15 protein-coding genes and 1 pseudogene are annotated in these 12,659 nt (G+C 59.9%); 6 read left to right on the top strand and 10 right to left on the bottom strand.

Translation table 11 applies throughout. From position 1 onward, the window contains the following. Positions 1–8 precede the first annotated feature (8 nt). Positions 9–1,289, top strand: coding sequence for a serine--tRNA ligase (serS, locus tag E4T63_RS10855; RefSeq protein WP_003223852.1), 1,281 nt, complete (start codon positions 9–11; stop codon positions 1,287–1,289). Beyond that, entirely contained in the window at positions 1,290–2,684 is a 1,395-nt protein-coding gene (cysG, locus tag E4T63_RS10860) for a siroheme synthase CysG (RefSeq protein ID WP_135295445.1), read from the top strand. A gap of 117 nt (positions 2,685–2,801) precedes the next feature. On the opposite strand, the gene E4T63_RS10865 is transcribed toward cysG, so the two are convergent. The 8 genes from E4T63_RS10865 to E4T63_RS10900 all read right to left on the bottom strand — a co-directional run bounded on the left by E4T63_RS10865 (position 2,802) and on the right by E4T63_RS10900 (position 7,507). Next, positions 2,802–3,803, bottom strand: a complete 1,002-nt coding sequence (locus E4T63_RS10865; RefSeq protein WP_135295446.1) for a glutathione S-transferase family protein — start codon at positions 3,801–3,803, stop codon at positions 2,802–2,804. Between the two features lie 91 nt (positions 3,804–3,894). Continuing rightward, complete coding sequence (locus tag E4T63_RS10870; protein ID WP_135295447.1) at positions 3,895–4,896, bottom strand: glycosyl transferase family protein; 1,002 nt, start codon at positions 4,894–4,896, stop codon at positions 3,895–3,897. Continuing rightward, the gene (locus tag E4T63_RS10875) at positions 4,893–5,228 is read right to left on the bottom strand and encodes a TusE/DsrC/DsvC family sulfur relay protein (RefSeq protein WP_134786012.1); all 336 of its coding nucleotides are present in this window, start codon (positions 5,226–5,228) and stop codon (positions 4,893–4,895) included. Before E4T63_RS10875 ends, E4T63_RS10870 begins: the two co-directional genes overlap by 4 nt. Next, on the bottom strand, positions 5,225–5,518 hold the full coding sequence (tusB, locus tag E4T63_RS10880; RefSeq protein ID WP_027614680.1) for a sulfurtransferase complex subunit TusB: 294 nt from the start codon (positions 5,516–5,518) through the stop codon (positions 5,225–5,227). The genes E4T63_RS10875 and tusB overlap by 4 nt, the downstream gene beginning before the upstream one ends. Then, the gene (tusC, locus tag E4T63_RS10885) at positions 5,518–5,874 is read right to left on the bottom strand and encodes a sulfurtransferase complex subunit TusC (protein ID WP_135295448.1); all 357 of its coding nucleotides are present in this window, start codon (positions 5,872–5,874) and stop codon (positions 5,518–5,520) included. The genes tusB and tusC overlap by 1 nt, the downstream gene beginning before the upstream one ends. Before the next feature lies 1 nt (position 5,875). Then, on the bottom strand, positions 5,876–6,268 hold the full coding sequence (tusD, locus tag E4T63_RS10890) for a sulfurtransferase complex subunit TusD (RefSeq protein WP_027614682.1): 393 nt from the start codon (positions 6,266–6,268) through the stop codon (positions 5,876–5,878). 179 nt (positions 6,269–6,447) lie between these two features. Further along, a complete protein-coding gene (locus E4T63_RS10895) occupies positions 6,448–7,152 on the bottom strand; it encodes a YoaK family protein (RefSeq protein ID WP_027614683.1) in 705 nt (234 codons plus the stop codon). 25 nt (positions 7,153–7,177) lie between these two features. Then, positions 7,178–7,507, bottom strand: a complete 330-nt coding sequence (locus E4T63_RS10900; protein WP_135296916.1) for a DUF6388 family protein — start codon at positions 7,505–7,507, stop codon at positions 7,178–7,180. Positions 7,508–7,641: 134 nt separating this feature from the next. On the opposite strand from E4T63_RS10900, the gene E4T63_RS10905 reads away from it, so the two are divergent. Next, complete coding sequence (locus tag E4T63_RS10905; protein WP_047601654.1) at positions 7,642–7,992, top strand: hypothetical protein; 351 nt, start codon at positions 7,642–7,644, stop codon at positions 7,990–7,992. A 110-nt stretch (positions 7,993–8,102) separates the two neighbouring features. Here the strand turns inward: E4T63_RS10905 and E4T63_RS10910 are convergent, their stop codons facing one another. Beyond that, the gene (locus E4T63_RS10910; RefSeq protein ID WP_135295449.1) at positions 8,103–8,528 is read right to left on the bottom strand and encodes a GNAT family N-acetyltransferase; all 426 of its coding nucleotides are present in this window, start codon (positions 8,526–8,528) and stop codon (positions 8,103–8,105) included. Between the two features lie 147 nt (positions 8,529–8,675). On the opposite strand from E4T63_RS10910, the gene E4T63_RS10915 reads away from it, so the two are divergent. From E4T63_RS10915 to E4T63_RS10925, 3 genes and pseudogenes are all read left to right on the top strand, one after another. Then, positions 8,676–9,113: a hemerythrin domain-containing protein gene (locus tag E4T63_RS10915; protein WP_027614687.1), complete on the top strand. Its 438-nt coding sequence runs from the start codon at positions 8,676–8,678 to the stop codon at positions 9,111–9,113. 222 nt (positions 9,114–9,335) lie between these two features. Next, on the top strand, positions 9,336–9,971 hold the full coding sequence (locus tag E4T63_RS10920) for a lytic polysaccharide monooxygenase auxiliary activity family 9 protein (protein ID WP_027614688.1): 636 nt from the start codon (positions 9,336–9,338) through the stop codon (positions 9,969–9,971). 40 nt (positions 9,972–10,011) lie between these two features. After that, positions 10,012–11,034: pseudogene (locus E4T63_RS10925) on the top strand (chitinase); the annotation flags it as partial. Between the two features lie 127 nt (positions 11,035–11,161). On the opposite strand, the gene E4T63_RS10930 reads toward E4T63_RS10925, so the two are convergent. Beyond that, positions 11,162–12,607 carry a PLP-dependent aminotransferase family protein gene (locus tag E4T63_RS10930; protein WP_167734116.1) on the bottom strand — a complete coding sequence of 482 codons (1,446 nt, stop codon included), beginning with the start codon at positions 12,605–12,607 and terminating at the stop codon, positions 11,162–11,164. Between the last annotated feature and the right edge of the window lie 52 nt (positions 12,608–12,659).

The following is a 12,659-nucleotide window of genomic DNA, read 5'->3' on the forward strand; positions in this document are numbered from 1 at the left end:
AAACCGACATGCTCGATTCCAAACTGTTACGTAGCAACCTTCAGGACGTAGCGGACCGCCTGGCTTCCCGTGGCTTTGCCCTGGATACCGCGCGCATCGAAGCGCTGGAAGAACAGCGCAAGACCGTCCAGACCCGCACCGAAGCACTGCAGGCTGAGCGTAACGCGCGTTCCAAATCCATCGGTCAGGCCAAGCAGCGCGGCGAAGACATCGCGCCGCTGATGGCGGACGTCGAGCGCATGGCGGGCGAGCTGAGTGCCGGTAAGGTCGAGCTGGACGCGATCCAGACCGAGCTGGACTCGATTCTGCTGGGTATCCCCAACCTGCCGCACGAATCGGTACCGGTCGGCAAAGACGAAGACGATAACGTTGAAGTGCGCCGCTGGGGCACGCCGACGCAGTTCGATTTCGAAGTGAAAGACCACGTTGCACTGGGCGAGAAGTTCGGCTGGCTGGACTTTGAAACCGCCGCCAAGCTGTCCGGCGCCCGTTTCGCTCTGCTGCGCGGTCCGATCGCCCGTCTGCACCGCGCTCTGGCGCAGTTCATGATCAACCTGCACGTCAACGAGCACGGCTACGAAGAGGCCTACACGCCTTATCTGGTCCAGGCCCCGGCGCTGCAAGGCACCGGTCAGCTGCCGAAGTTCGAAGAAGACCTGTTCAAGATCGCTCGCGAAGGCGAAGCCGATCTGTACCTGATCCCGACCGCCGAAGTGTCGCTGACCAACATTGTGGCCGGTGAAATCGTCGACTCGAAACTGCTGCCGATCAAGTTCGTCGCCCACACCCCATGCTTCCGCAGCGAGGCCGGTGCGTCGGGCCGTGACACTCGCGGCATGATCCGTCAGCACCAGTTCGACAAGGTTGAAATGGTCCAGATCGTCGAGCCGTCGACTTCGATGGAAGCGCTGGAAGGCCTGACCGCCAACGCCGAAAAAGTCCTGCAACTGCTGGGTCTGCCTTACCGCACCCTGGCGCTGTGCACCGGTGACATGGGCTTCAGCGCCGTGAAAACCTACGACCTCGAAGTGTGGATTCCGAGCCAGGACAAGTACCGCGAAATTTCGTCGTGCTCCAACTGCGGTGATTTCCAGGCCCGCCGCATGCAGGCGCGTTTCCGCAACCCGGAAACCGGCAAGCCTGAGCTGGTACACACTCTCAACGGTTCGGGTCTGGCGGTCGGTCGTACGCTGGTGGCGGTGCTGGAAAACTACCAGCAGGCCGACGGTTCGATCCGTGTGCCGGACGTACTGAAGCCGTACATGGGTGGCCTCGAGGTCATCGGTTAAATGAAATATCTGCCGCTGTTTCACAACCTGCGCGGCAGTCGTGTGTTGGTGGTCGGTGGGGGGGAAATTGCCTTGCGCAAATCCCGCCTGCTGGCCGATGCCGGTGCGCTGCTGCGGGTGGTCGCACCTCAAATCGAAGCGCAACTGCGCGAACTGGTCAGCGCCAGCGGCGGCGAATGTCTGCTGCGTGGTTACGTGGAAGCGGATCTGGACGGTTGCGGGCTGATCATTGCCGCCACCGACCATGAAACGCTGAATGCGCAGGTCTCCAGCGATGCCCATCGGCGTTGCGTGCCGGTCAACGTGGTCGATGCGCCGCAGCTATGCAGCGTGATCTTCCCGGCAATCGTTGACCGCTCGCCGCTGATCATCGCGGTGTCCAGCGGCGGCGATGCGCCAGTGCTGGCGCGGCTGATTCGCGCCAAGATCGAAACCTGGATTCCTTCGACCTACGGCCAACTGGCCGGTCTTGCCGCGCGTTTCCGCAATCAGGTGAAAAACCTGTTTCCGGATGTGCAGCAGCGCCGTGGTTTCTGGGAAGACGTGTTTCAGGGCCCGATTGCCGACCGACAACTGGCCGGGCAGGGTAATGAAGCCGAGCGGCTGTTACAGGCCAAGATTGATGGCGAAGCGACCGTCACCACCGGCGAGGTGTATCTGGTGGGGGCAGGGCCGGGTGATCCGGATCTGCTGACCTTCCGCGCCTTGCGCCTGATGCAGCAAGCCGACGTGGTGCTGTACGACCGCTTGGTCGCTCCGGCGATTCTTGAGCTGTGCCGTCGCGATGCCGAGCGCGTCTATGTCGGCAAGCGTCGCTCTGATCATGCGGTGCCACAGGATCAGATCAACCAGCAACTGGTGGATCTGGCCAAGGCCGGCAAACGCGTGGTGCGCTTGAAGGGCGGTGACCCGTTCATCTTCGGTCGCGGCGGTGAAGAAATCGAAGAGCTGGCGGCCCACGGGATTCCGTTCCAGGTGGTGCCGGGGATCACGGCGGCCAGCGGTTGCGCGGCGTATGCCGGGATTCCGCTGACCCATCGCGATTACGCGCAGTCGGTGCGCTTCGTCACCGGTCATCTGAAGGATGGTTCCACCGATCTGCCGTGGGCCGACCTCGTCGCCCCGGCGCAGACGCTGGTGTTCTACATGGGCCTGGTGGGCTTGCCGGTGATCTGCGAGCAGTTGATCAAGCACGGTCGCAGCGCGGACACCCCGGCGGCGTTGATCCAGCAGGGCACCACGGTCAATCAGCGAGTCTTCACCGGCACGCTGGCCGACCTGCCGCGTCTGGTGGCGGAGCATGAAGTGCATGCGCCGACGCTGGTGATCGTGGGGGAAGTGGTGCAGCTGCGCGAGAAACTGGCGTGGTTCGAGGGTGCACAGGCGCAGGTCTGAAAATCGAGTTGCCCTCATTCGCGAGCAAGCCCGCTCCCACATTGGATCTGTGTCATGCACAAATCCAATGTGGGAGCGGGCTTGCTCGCGAAGAGGCCCTCAAAAACACCGAATCAATTAACCCCGCCGCCAAACCCCTTTCCCGCTCAGCCGCTCCCGATCATGAGCGATGGTGAAATCCTGCTTCGGCCCCTTCGGCACAATCCCCGTCGGATTGATGGTCTTGTGGCTACCGTAGTAGTGGTTTTTGATGTGCTGAAAATCCACCGTCTCGCCAATCCCCGGCCACTGATACAGCTCTCGCAGCCAGTTCGACAGGTTCGGGTAATCGGCAATCCGCCGCAGATTGCACTTGAAGTGCCCGTGGTACACCGCATCGAAGCGAATCAGCGTGGTGAACAGTCGCACATCGGCCTCGGTCAGGTATTCACCCGTCAGATAGCGATTGGCGCCCAGCACCCGTTCCAAGTGATCCAGCTCGGCAAACACTTCATCGAACGCCTCTTCATAGGCGTGTTGCGAGGTGGCGAACCCGGCGCGATACACGCCGTTGTTCACCGCCGGATAAATCCGTTCGTTCAGTGCATCGATCTCGCCGCGTAACGGTGCCGGGTAAAAGTCCAGTTCGTTACCGGTCAGGTCATCGAAGGCGCTGTTGAACATGCGGATGATTTCCGCCGACTCATTGCTGACAATGCGCTTGAGCTTTTTGTCCCACAGCACCGGCACAGTGACACGGCCGGTGTAGTCCGGCGTGTCGGCGGTGTAGCGCTGATGCATGAAGTTGAAGTGGTCGAGCTTGTCGCCGGTCGAGCCAAGGGTCTGGTCGAAGGTCCAGCCGTTTTCCAGCATCAGCCAACTGACCACGGACACGTCGATCAGGCTTTCCAGACCTTTGAGCTTGCGCAGAATCAGCGTGCGGTGCGCCCACGGGCAGGCGAGGGACACATACAGGTGATAGCGCCCGGCTTCTGCGGCGAAACCGCCTTCACCGCTCGGCCCGGGCTGGCCATCTGCGGTGACCCAGTGGCGCCGTTGCGCCTGTTCGCGCTGAAAGGCGCCGTCTTTGCTGCTTTCGTACCACTTGTCCTGCCAGTGGCCGTCGACGAGTAAACCCATGATCAAGACTCCATGAACCAATAAGCGTTGGAGCCGAGTCTATTCCGATGAGTTCGAACAAAAAGCGCAAAGATCGGGCGTAGATGATCGGTTAAATCGATTTGTTACGCGCCGCCCAGTATTGCTCGGCGGTTGCGAACGCTTGCTCGCGGCTTTGACCGAGGCCGCGCAGGGCCAAGGCCATGGTCGAGATCAGGGCCATTTGCGGATAGCTGTCGACCACCTCGCCGCGCCACACCGCTTTCAAATGTTCAACGTCCAGCGTGGCCGGTTTGACGTGGCGCTGACTGGATAGTTGCGGCCATTCCTCGTCCCAGCTCTCGCCGCCCCTGGTGCCGTAAAGATGGCTGTCGGCATCCGGGTTGATCTCGATTTCGCCGCCGTCGCCCTTGACCACGATTGCGGTGTCGCCGAGCAGACCGCTGGCCTCGCGATGCACCGCTTGATAGCCGGGGTGGAAAATACTTTGCAGGCCACAACGGGCGCGCAGTGGATTGAGGATGCGTGCCAGCGAGTGAATCGGCGAGCGCAGGCCCATGGTGTTGCGCAGGTCGATCATCTTCTGCAACTGCGGCGCCCAGTCGATCAGCGGCATGAACGCCAGACCGCCGTGGTTCAGCGCGCTGCCGACTTGCTGCCAGGTGCGGCACAGCGGGATGTTCAGCTCGCCAAGCAGTTGTTCGGTGTACAGACGTCCGGCGGTGTGCGCACCGCCGCCGTGCATGAAAATCCGCACGCCGTTTTGCGCCAGGCACTTGGCCGACAGCAGGTACCACGGCAGATGGCGTTTCTTGCCGGCATAGGTCGGCCAGTCCAGATCGACGTTCAGCGTTGGCGCTGACAGGCGCTCGCGCAAGGCTTCGGTGAAACCGGCCATTTCTTCCGCGCTTTCTTCCTTGTGCCGTAGCAGCATCAGAAAGGCCCCGAGCTGGGTGTCTTCGACTTTGTCGTCGAGCACCATGCCCATGGCTTCCCGCGCTTCTTCACGGGTCAGGTCGCGGGCGCCGCGTTTGCCCTTGCCGAGGATCCGTACGAACTGCGCGAACGGGTGCTCGGTGGGTGTTTCGAGGGTCAGCGCTGGAAAGTCGGTCATAAGCAATTCGTCGGTTTGGGCAGGCCCGCCAGTTTCGCGGCGAGTTTGGCAGGGGTGCCTTTGAACAGTCGGTTCAGGTGCAGGCTGTTGCCTTTGTCCGGGCCGAGTTTGAGTGCGGTGTATTTGATCAGCGGGCGAGTAGCCGGCGACAGCTGGAATTCTGCATAGAAGCTGCGCAGCAGATCGAGGACTTCCCAGTGTTCGGGGGTCAGGTCGATGTCTTCAGTAGCGGCGAGGGCGCTGGCAACGTCATGAGACCAGTCGTCGAGGTCGACCAGAAAGCCGTCCTTGTCCAGTTCGATGGCGCGGGCGCCGACAGTCATCGAGTTCATAGCCAGCTGTTGACCTTGTCGTGGTGGATCGACAGTTCGACGAAGGCCGGGTAATCGATGGCTTCGGCCCAGTCGGGAGCAACGATGGCGCGGGCCTGCAGGTCTTCGGCGAGGGCGAACAGCTTGACCCGGCGCTCGTTCAGCGTGGCGAATGGCGCAGTGCCCGGTTGCAGGGCGTATACCGCATCACCGGATAACAGTAAGGCGTCGGCAGCGCCGATCACGCGCAGGCAACTGCTCAGGCGATCATCGCCGAACGGGGAATGAGACAACACATGCAAAGTCGACATCAGAGGGTGATCACCTGGTCGTAACGGTCAATAAGGGCGGTGATTTCGCTGGCGCCGAGCGGCTGCGCTTCGTCCAGCGACAGCGTGCTCAGGCCACGGGCGCTGGCGCTGTCGGTGCAGTAGAACAGTTCTTCAACGCCGAACATCGGCAGCGCCTGCAGGTTAGCGCTGAGGTCTTTCTGTTGCAGGGCCTTGGCGTTCTGTCCGGCGGCCAGTTGCAACATGCCATCGTCGAGAAACAGCAGGCCGATCGGCAGATCGAACGCGCCGCCGGCCAGAACGACGTCCAGCGCTTCGCGGGCGCCGGGGCCGGACCATGGCGACTGGCGGCTGATGATCAACAGGGATTTGGCCATTTCACGCGCCTCCGAAACAGATCAGTCGATCGGCGTCCTGCACCGCGTCGTGCAACTGGCCGAGGCCGGACAACTCCCACGGCGCGCTGACCGCGACTGCATCACGCTGGTAGCGTTTGGCTTCTTCGTCATTCAGCACGCCACGGCGCAGGGCGGCGGCGATGCACACCACGCCGTCCAGTTGCTGCTCGCTGATGAACGCGCGCCACTGTTTGGGCAGGTCCAGTTCGTCCTGCGGGGTGACCACCGCGTCGGAGGCGTTGTACACGCCGTCCTGATAAAAAAACAGCCGGACAATCTCATGCCCGCCGGCCAGCGCAGCCTGCGCAAACAGCAGGGCACGGCGCGAGGAGGGCGCATGGGCGGCGGAAAACAGCGCAATGGCGAACTTCATGACGGACTCGATCAGCAAAACTGCGGCCATGATAAAGCTTTATGAAGGCAGCCGCGAAACCAAGTGAAGCACATGCCCTCTGTGGGAGCGGGCTTGCTCGCGAAGGCGTTGGGTCATTCGACACATCTTTGACTGATGCACCGCTTTCGCGAGCAAGCCCGCTCCCACAGGATCGTATTTCAGCGCGGCATATAGCCCAGTTGCCAGCGCCGCGGAATGCTCAGGGACAGCACGCCCAGCACCGCCGCCAGCAAGCCGCTGGCGAACAATGCCCGAAGTCCGAAATGATGTTCCAGCACTGCGCCGAGTATCGCGCCGATGAACATCCCGCTCCACGGCACCAGTTGCACCCGCCAGCCATTACGGCGTTCGCCGAGCATCCAGCGCCCCAGTCCACGGCCGAACCGCGACAGCGCTCCGGTCACGTACGTCAGGCCCACTGGCAGGCCATTCACTTCCTCGACCGCCGCGTTGAGCATGCCCATCGCGATGATCGCCGCCAGCAGCGCCGGCAGTTGCGTGTCGTACGGCCATGCCGCCGCCAGGCAAAGCAGGGTGGCGATGCACAGCAACAAGGGCAATGTGCGCCGACCACCGAGGCGCCCGATCACGATCCCCAAGGCATTACCGATCACGAAGGTGACGACGAGGATGATCAGGCGCAAAGTCAGTCCGAGGTCGCCGTCACTGATCGCCACCGCCAGCCGCGTGGTATTACCGCTCATGAAAGAAACGAAATCGCCGCTGGCCATGAAGCCGATCGCGTCGGTCATGCCCGCCAGCACTGACAGGCTGGCCACCAGCGCCAGACCGATGCGCCCGCGCCATTTCTGCCGATGCAGATGCCCGGAGGTGGCGCGGTGAGTCGAAGTGGAGGGCAGCATCGGCGACGATATCCTTCAGCGGCGTTTACGGTTCCAGCCCATACAGATCGCAGTAATCCTTCCAGCTCATGTGCGCCATTTCCGCTACCTCGCGATGCACCTCCATGCGCTGGGCCTGATACTCCTGGGGCGATGCAGCCGTGAGTCGCAAGGTCAGTTCCCAGGCGAACAGCCCCTGATTTTCCGCCTCGGCCTCGAAGGCTTCGTGCAGGCGTTCTTCACGATACTGCGCCGGGGTTTCGCCTTTGGCCTGGGCCAGCAGCGGATTGAGATGATCGAGGGATTCGCGCAGTTCGGGGCGCGCGTCGAGAAACAGTTTCAGGGCTTGTTCATGTCGCTGGTCGGTGGGCGCCATGTGTGTTCCTTGTGAGGCTGATGACCCTAGGGTGCCGGAGCGGCCGTCGCATGTCGCGCTATAAATGCAGTAAAGCAGAACGATTTTGCCTGTTGCGGTGATACAGTCCGCTTTTTTCTGAATGAGCGAATGCAATGCGAATTCTGATGGTAGCGCTGGCCGCGACGGTGTTGGCTGGCTGCGCGGGTTCGGTGATGGACGATTCTCGCACCAAAGCCCCGTACAAGGTTCTGACTTCGGACAAGCCGGAGAAAGTTGTCGCTCAGTGCGTACAGTTCGGCTGGCAGGACGAAGCAGTGTTTGGCGTGGACGCCGGAGCGTATCTGCAACCGGGCAAGAAGGGTGGCTCGACGGTGTACACCCGTTCCGCAGAGTCATTTGTCGACGTGACCAGCGATGCGTCGGGAACCGTGCTCAACTACTACGCGCAGAAGGACGATTTTGTTGCCAAACGCCGGTTGGCGGCGTTGGCGACCTGTCTTTGATATTGCGCTGAAGCGGCTGCCGTTATCGCCAGCAGGCTGGCTCCCACACTGGATTTGTGTTTGCCACCGCTCCTGTAGGAGTGAGCCTGCTCGCGATGAGGCCAATGAATTCAACCGATCAAGCGCTTCTGGAAATAATGCCGGCTATGCCCCGGCGGGTAATCAACGATCTCGCCAAACTGGCTGAATCCCAGCTTCTGGTAGAACGCCGGCGCCTGAAAATCGAAGGTGTCCAGCCAGATGCCCAGGCAGTTCTTCTCCTTGGCCAGATTTTCCGCCATGGCCATCAGTTCCGAGCCGATGCGTTGCCCGCGACCCTGTTCCGGGACGCACAGCAACTCGATGTACATCCACTGGAAGATCACCCGGCCGTACAAACCGCCGAGAATCGCGTCGTGTTCATCGCGCACCAGCAGGGCGAAAGGTTCAGATGTGGAACCACCGGTCCGGGCGTCGTTATACGCAATCAAAGGCTCGAGAATGGCTTTGCGCTGTTCTTCCGTAGGGTTCTGCGACAGCTCGATTCGCAACGTCATGTGCAACTTCCTTGTGAGATGAACCGGCAGCCTATCCTGCCCGGGGAGCGTCTTCCAAGTCCTTCCTCATCCCTTTGGAACCGCCGCTGTCGCGCCGGGGTCTAGCTTTTACAGCGTCATTCCGAACGCGGTTGATGAGGATCCCCCATGAATATTTTCGAAGCCCTTCGCGAAAGCCACGACCGCCAGCGCAGTTACGCCAAAGCCCTGGTCGAAACCAGCGGTGATACTCCGGAGCGGGTTGAGGCCTACAAACAGCTCAAGGCTGAACTTCAGGCCCATGAAACCGCCGAAGAGCGGCACTTCTACATCCCGCTGATGGAGTTCGACAACGGTGTCGACCTCAGTCGCCATGCCATCTCCGAGCACCATGAAATGGACGAGATGATGGAAGAGCTGGACGAGACCGAGATGTCCAGCCCGGCGTGGCTGGCAACGGCGAAGAAGCTCTCCGACAAAGTCCATCATCATCTCAAGGAAGAAGAGCAGAAGTTCTTCCAGATGGCCGGCAAATTGCTCGATGACAAGCAAAAGGAACAGCTCGCTGGCCAGTACGAAAAGGAGTACCAGGCGCAACTGCCATGAGTACTGAATGCCAGTTTTTGCAGTGTCGGCGTGTAGGCCTTTGGCCATGCGTTGGGTGGGTCTTGTCGTAATTGACTGTATATTCATCCAGTGTTTTCGGCGTTTTTGACTTGAGACGCCGATTGACTGCGACAAAACCGCCGATGGACAAAAAAACCACCTCCGTTAGCTTGAAGGCCTCTCCTCGGACAGGAGAGTTCTTAAATCAACGGAGTGAAAAACATGAATCAACCACAAGCTCAAACCCAACTGCGACACGGTCGCGTCACCTCCCCAGCCAGCCGCGGTGCGGTAGCCATCGAGCAAGGATTGCTCGGTGCCTGGCAGGTCAACGAAATGGAAGGCGGCAAGAACTTCCCGGCGCTGACGGCAGGACCTTTTCCTGCTCCCTATGGCAGCGACAGTGACAGTGTCACGCCGCCCGCCGACGGTTACATCCTCAGCGGTGGCAAGACCGATGCCCGTGACTGCGTGAACTTCACCGACGAGGAAATGAGCAAAAAGCTCAATCGTCCGTTCAGCTGGCCACTGCTCAGTGTCACCCCGGGCCAGACACTGGAAGTGAAGTGGGAATACACCGCGCCACACACCACCCGTGGTTATCGCTGGCTGATCACCAAGGATGGCTGGGATCCGAAACAGCGTATTTCCCGTGCACAACTCGAAGCGCAGCCTTTCGCCGAAGACTTCTACACTCAAGTGCCGTATTACAGCTATCCGGGGGAATTGAAGGCCAAGGTCAATCATTCGGTGAAATTGCCGGCCACCAAAAAGGGCCGTCACGTCATCGTGCTGATGTGGATCGTCGCCAACACCGGCAACGCGTTCTATCAGGCGTTCGACGTCGACTTCAAATAACGGCGTTACGCTCAACTCACAGGTTCTGAAGGATTAGAACATGTCAAATATCGACTTCACGCTAGTGCAAAACCAGGCGGCCGACGCGGCCTCGCTGATGCCGAGCATCGCCGGCAAAAAAATACTCATGGGCTTCTGGCACAACTGGCCGGCGGGTCCAAGTGACGGCTATCGTCAGGGCCGCTTCGCCGAAATAGCTCTGGAAGCGGTGCCCAAGGAGTACAACGTGGTCGCGGTGGCGTTCATGAAGGGCAGCGGGATTCCAACCTTCAAGCCGTACAACGTCTCCGATGCCGAGTTCCGGCGTCAGGTCGGCGTGCTCAACAGCCAGGGGCGGGCGGTGCTCTTGTCCCTGGGTGGCGCCGATGCGCACATCGAGTTGCGGGCCGGACAGGAACAACCACTGGCCAATGAGATTATCCGTCTGGTGGAAACCTACGGCTTCGATGGGCTGGACATCGATCTTGAACAGAGCGCGATTGATTTCGCCGCCAACAAGACCGTGCTGCCGGCCGCGCTGAAACTGGTCAAGGATCACTACGCAGGCCAGGGCAAGCACTTCATCATCAGCATGGCCCCGGAGTTTCCGTACCTGACCACCAATGGCAAATACGTCGGTTACCTGCAGGCACTTGAAGGCTATTACGACTTCATCGCGCCGCAGTTCTACAACCAGGGCGGCGACGGGGTCTGGGTGCCGGAAGCCAATAATGGCAATGGTGCATGGATCGCGCAGAACAACGATGCGCTGAAAGAGGACTTCCTCTATTACCTGACCGAAAGTCTGGTGACCGGCACCCGGGGCTTCACCAAAATCCCGGCGGACAAATTCGTCATCGGCCTGCCGGCCAACGTCGATGCGGCTGCCACCGGTTACGTGATCGACAGCACCGCCGTCGGCAATGCGCTCAAACGTCTGGCGATCAAAGGGCTGCCGATCAAGGGCCTGATGACCTGGTCGGTAAACTGGGACAACGGCGTCAGCAAGGATCGCGTGCCGTATGGCTGGGAATTCAGTCGGCGTTATGGACCGCTGATTCACGGAGCGAAAACAGCGGCACAGGAAACGGATGACACGTTGTCGCGCGTCGCCCGTTAGCAGCAATTAAAGAGCCCGGTAGCGCTGCCGGGCTTTTTTGCGTGGGCCAGGCAAACAATGCTCGGGTGTGAGTCATAGCGGAGCGGGTTGCTTATCCGATTGGGACGCGCTCGATACATTGAGTGAATGACTGGACGAGATCCAGCAAGCAGGCAGCCGCCTGATTGATCTGCGTATCGGTAAGCGCCGCGTAGCCAATCAGCACGCCGGGTTTGACCGCGTGACTGCTGGTGAATGCGGATACCGGTTGCAGGCAAAGATTGAAGAGGGCAGCCCGTGCGCAGAATTCTCTTTCATCAATGTCTGTGGGTAACCAGAGCACAAAATGTAATCCGGATTGCTCGCCGGAAATCTGCAGATCAGGGTTTTCTCGCAGCTTTGAGATCAGCAAATCGCGTCGATGTTGATACGTCTGTCGCGAGATGCGCAAATGCCGTACATATTTTCCGGTGCAGAGAAACTGGTTGAGTGCGAGCTGACCCAGTATGCCTGGCGTCTGGCCGGTGTCTTCGATGAGGTTGATGACTTTCTTCTGTAAATGTTTGGGAATGACCATGAAGCCCAGACGAAAGTTGCTGAACAGGGTTTTATTGAAGCTGCCGCAGAAAATCACCCGGTCGTTTGTATCTATTGATTTGATGGCGGGCAGGGGAGCACTGCCATAGTTGTATTCGCTGTCGTAGTCGTCCTCGATGATGATCGCATTGGCTGCGGTCGCCGAGGCCAGCAGAGCCTTGCGGCGTGCCATGCTCATGCAGACACCCAAAGGAGCCTGGTGAGAGGGCGTGACATAAATGGCCTGAACCGGACTGGCGGGTGACAACGCTTCAACGATCAGACCTGCATCGTCCACTGGAATATCGATGATTGTGTTGCCGGAACAATTGAATATCCGCCGGGCCCAGTAATAGCCGGGATCTTCCATGGCAACGACGGCCTCTTTTCCCAATACCCGGCTGATGAGGTCGAGACAGTGCCTGATGCCGTGGGTAATCACGATGTCCTGAGGTGAGCAGTCAATTCCCCGGTAGATCTGGATATGGTCGCAAATGGACTTGCGCAAGTTCTCGTCACCGCCGAGTGACGAGGCCGATACTGCGGTGGCGAGGTCTTTGGCGGAAGGTGTGCATAACGACTTTACATCTTTTTCTTCGAGCAATCCCGGATCGGCCAGTCTGGCAATAAACGGTACATACGGCTGTAAATAAGTAATGGGAGCAGGTGAATCGGATGACCGGTGAGTATCAAGTTCGACTTGCAGTTCCTTAGTTCTGGCGGCGGCGATCAGATTATCCGGCAATGTTGCGCAGACTACCGAGCCGGCACCTCGCTTGCGAATGATGAAACCTTCTTCGCGCAATTGATCGAAAACAGTTTCCAGGGTCCCTCGGGAAACTCCCCATCTTTGCGCAAGCGTACGCGTGGAGGGCAGCGCTTCGCCGGATTGGAGCCGGCCGGAGCTGATCAGGTGTTCAAGGAAACGGCACAGAAGCTGATGTTTGGTGGACAGCGAATGTTCGGTCAATTCGAACGGCAAGACTAGGTCGAGGCCAACTGGCCGCTTACCTCTGGTCATAGTGGTACACACC

The organism is Pseudomonas fluorescens, from assembly GCF_004683905.1.
Taxonomy (GTDB): Bacteria; Pseudomonadota; Gammaproteobacteria; order Pseudomonadales; family Pseudomonadaceae; genus Aquipseudomonas; species Aquipseudomonas putida_A.

Bases quoted from the DNA above. Each gene is read 5' to 3' on its own strand.
- E4T63_RS10870 (WP_135295447.1), bottom strand. From the start codon at position 4,896: ATGACCGACTTTCCAGCGCTGACCCTCGAAACACCCACCGAGCACCCG.
- E4T63_RS10875 (WP_134786012.1), bottom strand. From the start codon at position 5,228: ATGAACTCGATGACTGTCGGCGCCCGCGCCATCGAACTGGACAAGGAC.
- E4T63_RS10910 (WP_135295449.1), bottom strand. From the start codon at position 8,528: ATGACGTTGCGAATCGAGCTGTCGCAGAACCCTACGGAAGAACAGCGC.
- E4T63_RS10920 (WP_027614688.1), top strand. From the start codon at position 9,336: ATGAATCAACCACAAGCTCAAACCCAACTGCGACACGGTCGCGTCACC.
- cysG (WP_135295445.1), top strand. From the start codon at position 1,290: ATGAAATATCTGCCGCTGTTTCACAACCTGCGCGGCAGTCGTGTGTTG.
- E4T63_RS10900 (WP_135296916.1), bottom strand. From the start codon at position 7,507: ATGGCGCCCACCGACCAGCGACATGAACAAGCCCTGAAACTGTTTCTC.
- E4T63_RS10905 (WP_047601654.1), top strand. From the start codon at position 7,642: ATGCGAATTCTGATGGTAGCGCTGGCCGCGACGGTGTTGGCTGGCTGC.
- tusD (WP_027614682.1), bottom strand. From the start codon at position 6,268: ATGAAGTTCGCCATTGCGCTGTTTTCCGCCGCCCATGCGCCCTCCTCG.
- E4T63_RS10865 (WP_135295446.1), bottom strand. From the start codon at position 3,803: ATGGGTTTACTCGTCGACGGCCACTGGCAGGACAAGTGGTACGAAAGC.
- serS (WP_003223852.1), top strand. From the start codon at position 9: ATGCTCGATTCCAAACTGTTACGTAGCAACCTTCAGGACGTAGCGGAC.
- tusB (WP_027614680.1), bottom strand. From the start codon at position 5,518: ATGTCGACTTTGCATGTGTTGTCTCATTCCCCGTTCGGCGATGATCGC.
- E4T63_RS10895 (WP_027614683.1), bottom strand. From the start codon at position 7,152: ATGCTGCCCTCCACTTCGACTCACCGCGCCACCTCCGGGCATCTGCAT.
- E4T63_RS10915 (WP_027614687.1), top strand. From the start codon at position 8,676: ATGAATATTTTCGAAGCCCTTCGCGAAAGCCACGACCGCCAGCGCAGT.
- tusC (WP_135295448.1), bottom strand. From the start codon at position 5,874: ATGGCCAAATCCCTGTTGATCATCAGCCGCCAGTCGCCATGGTCCGGC.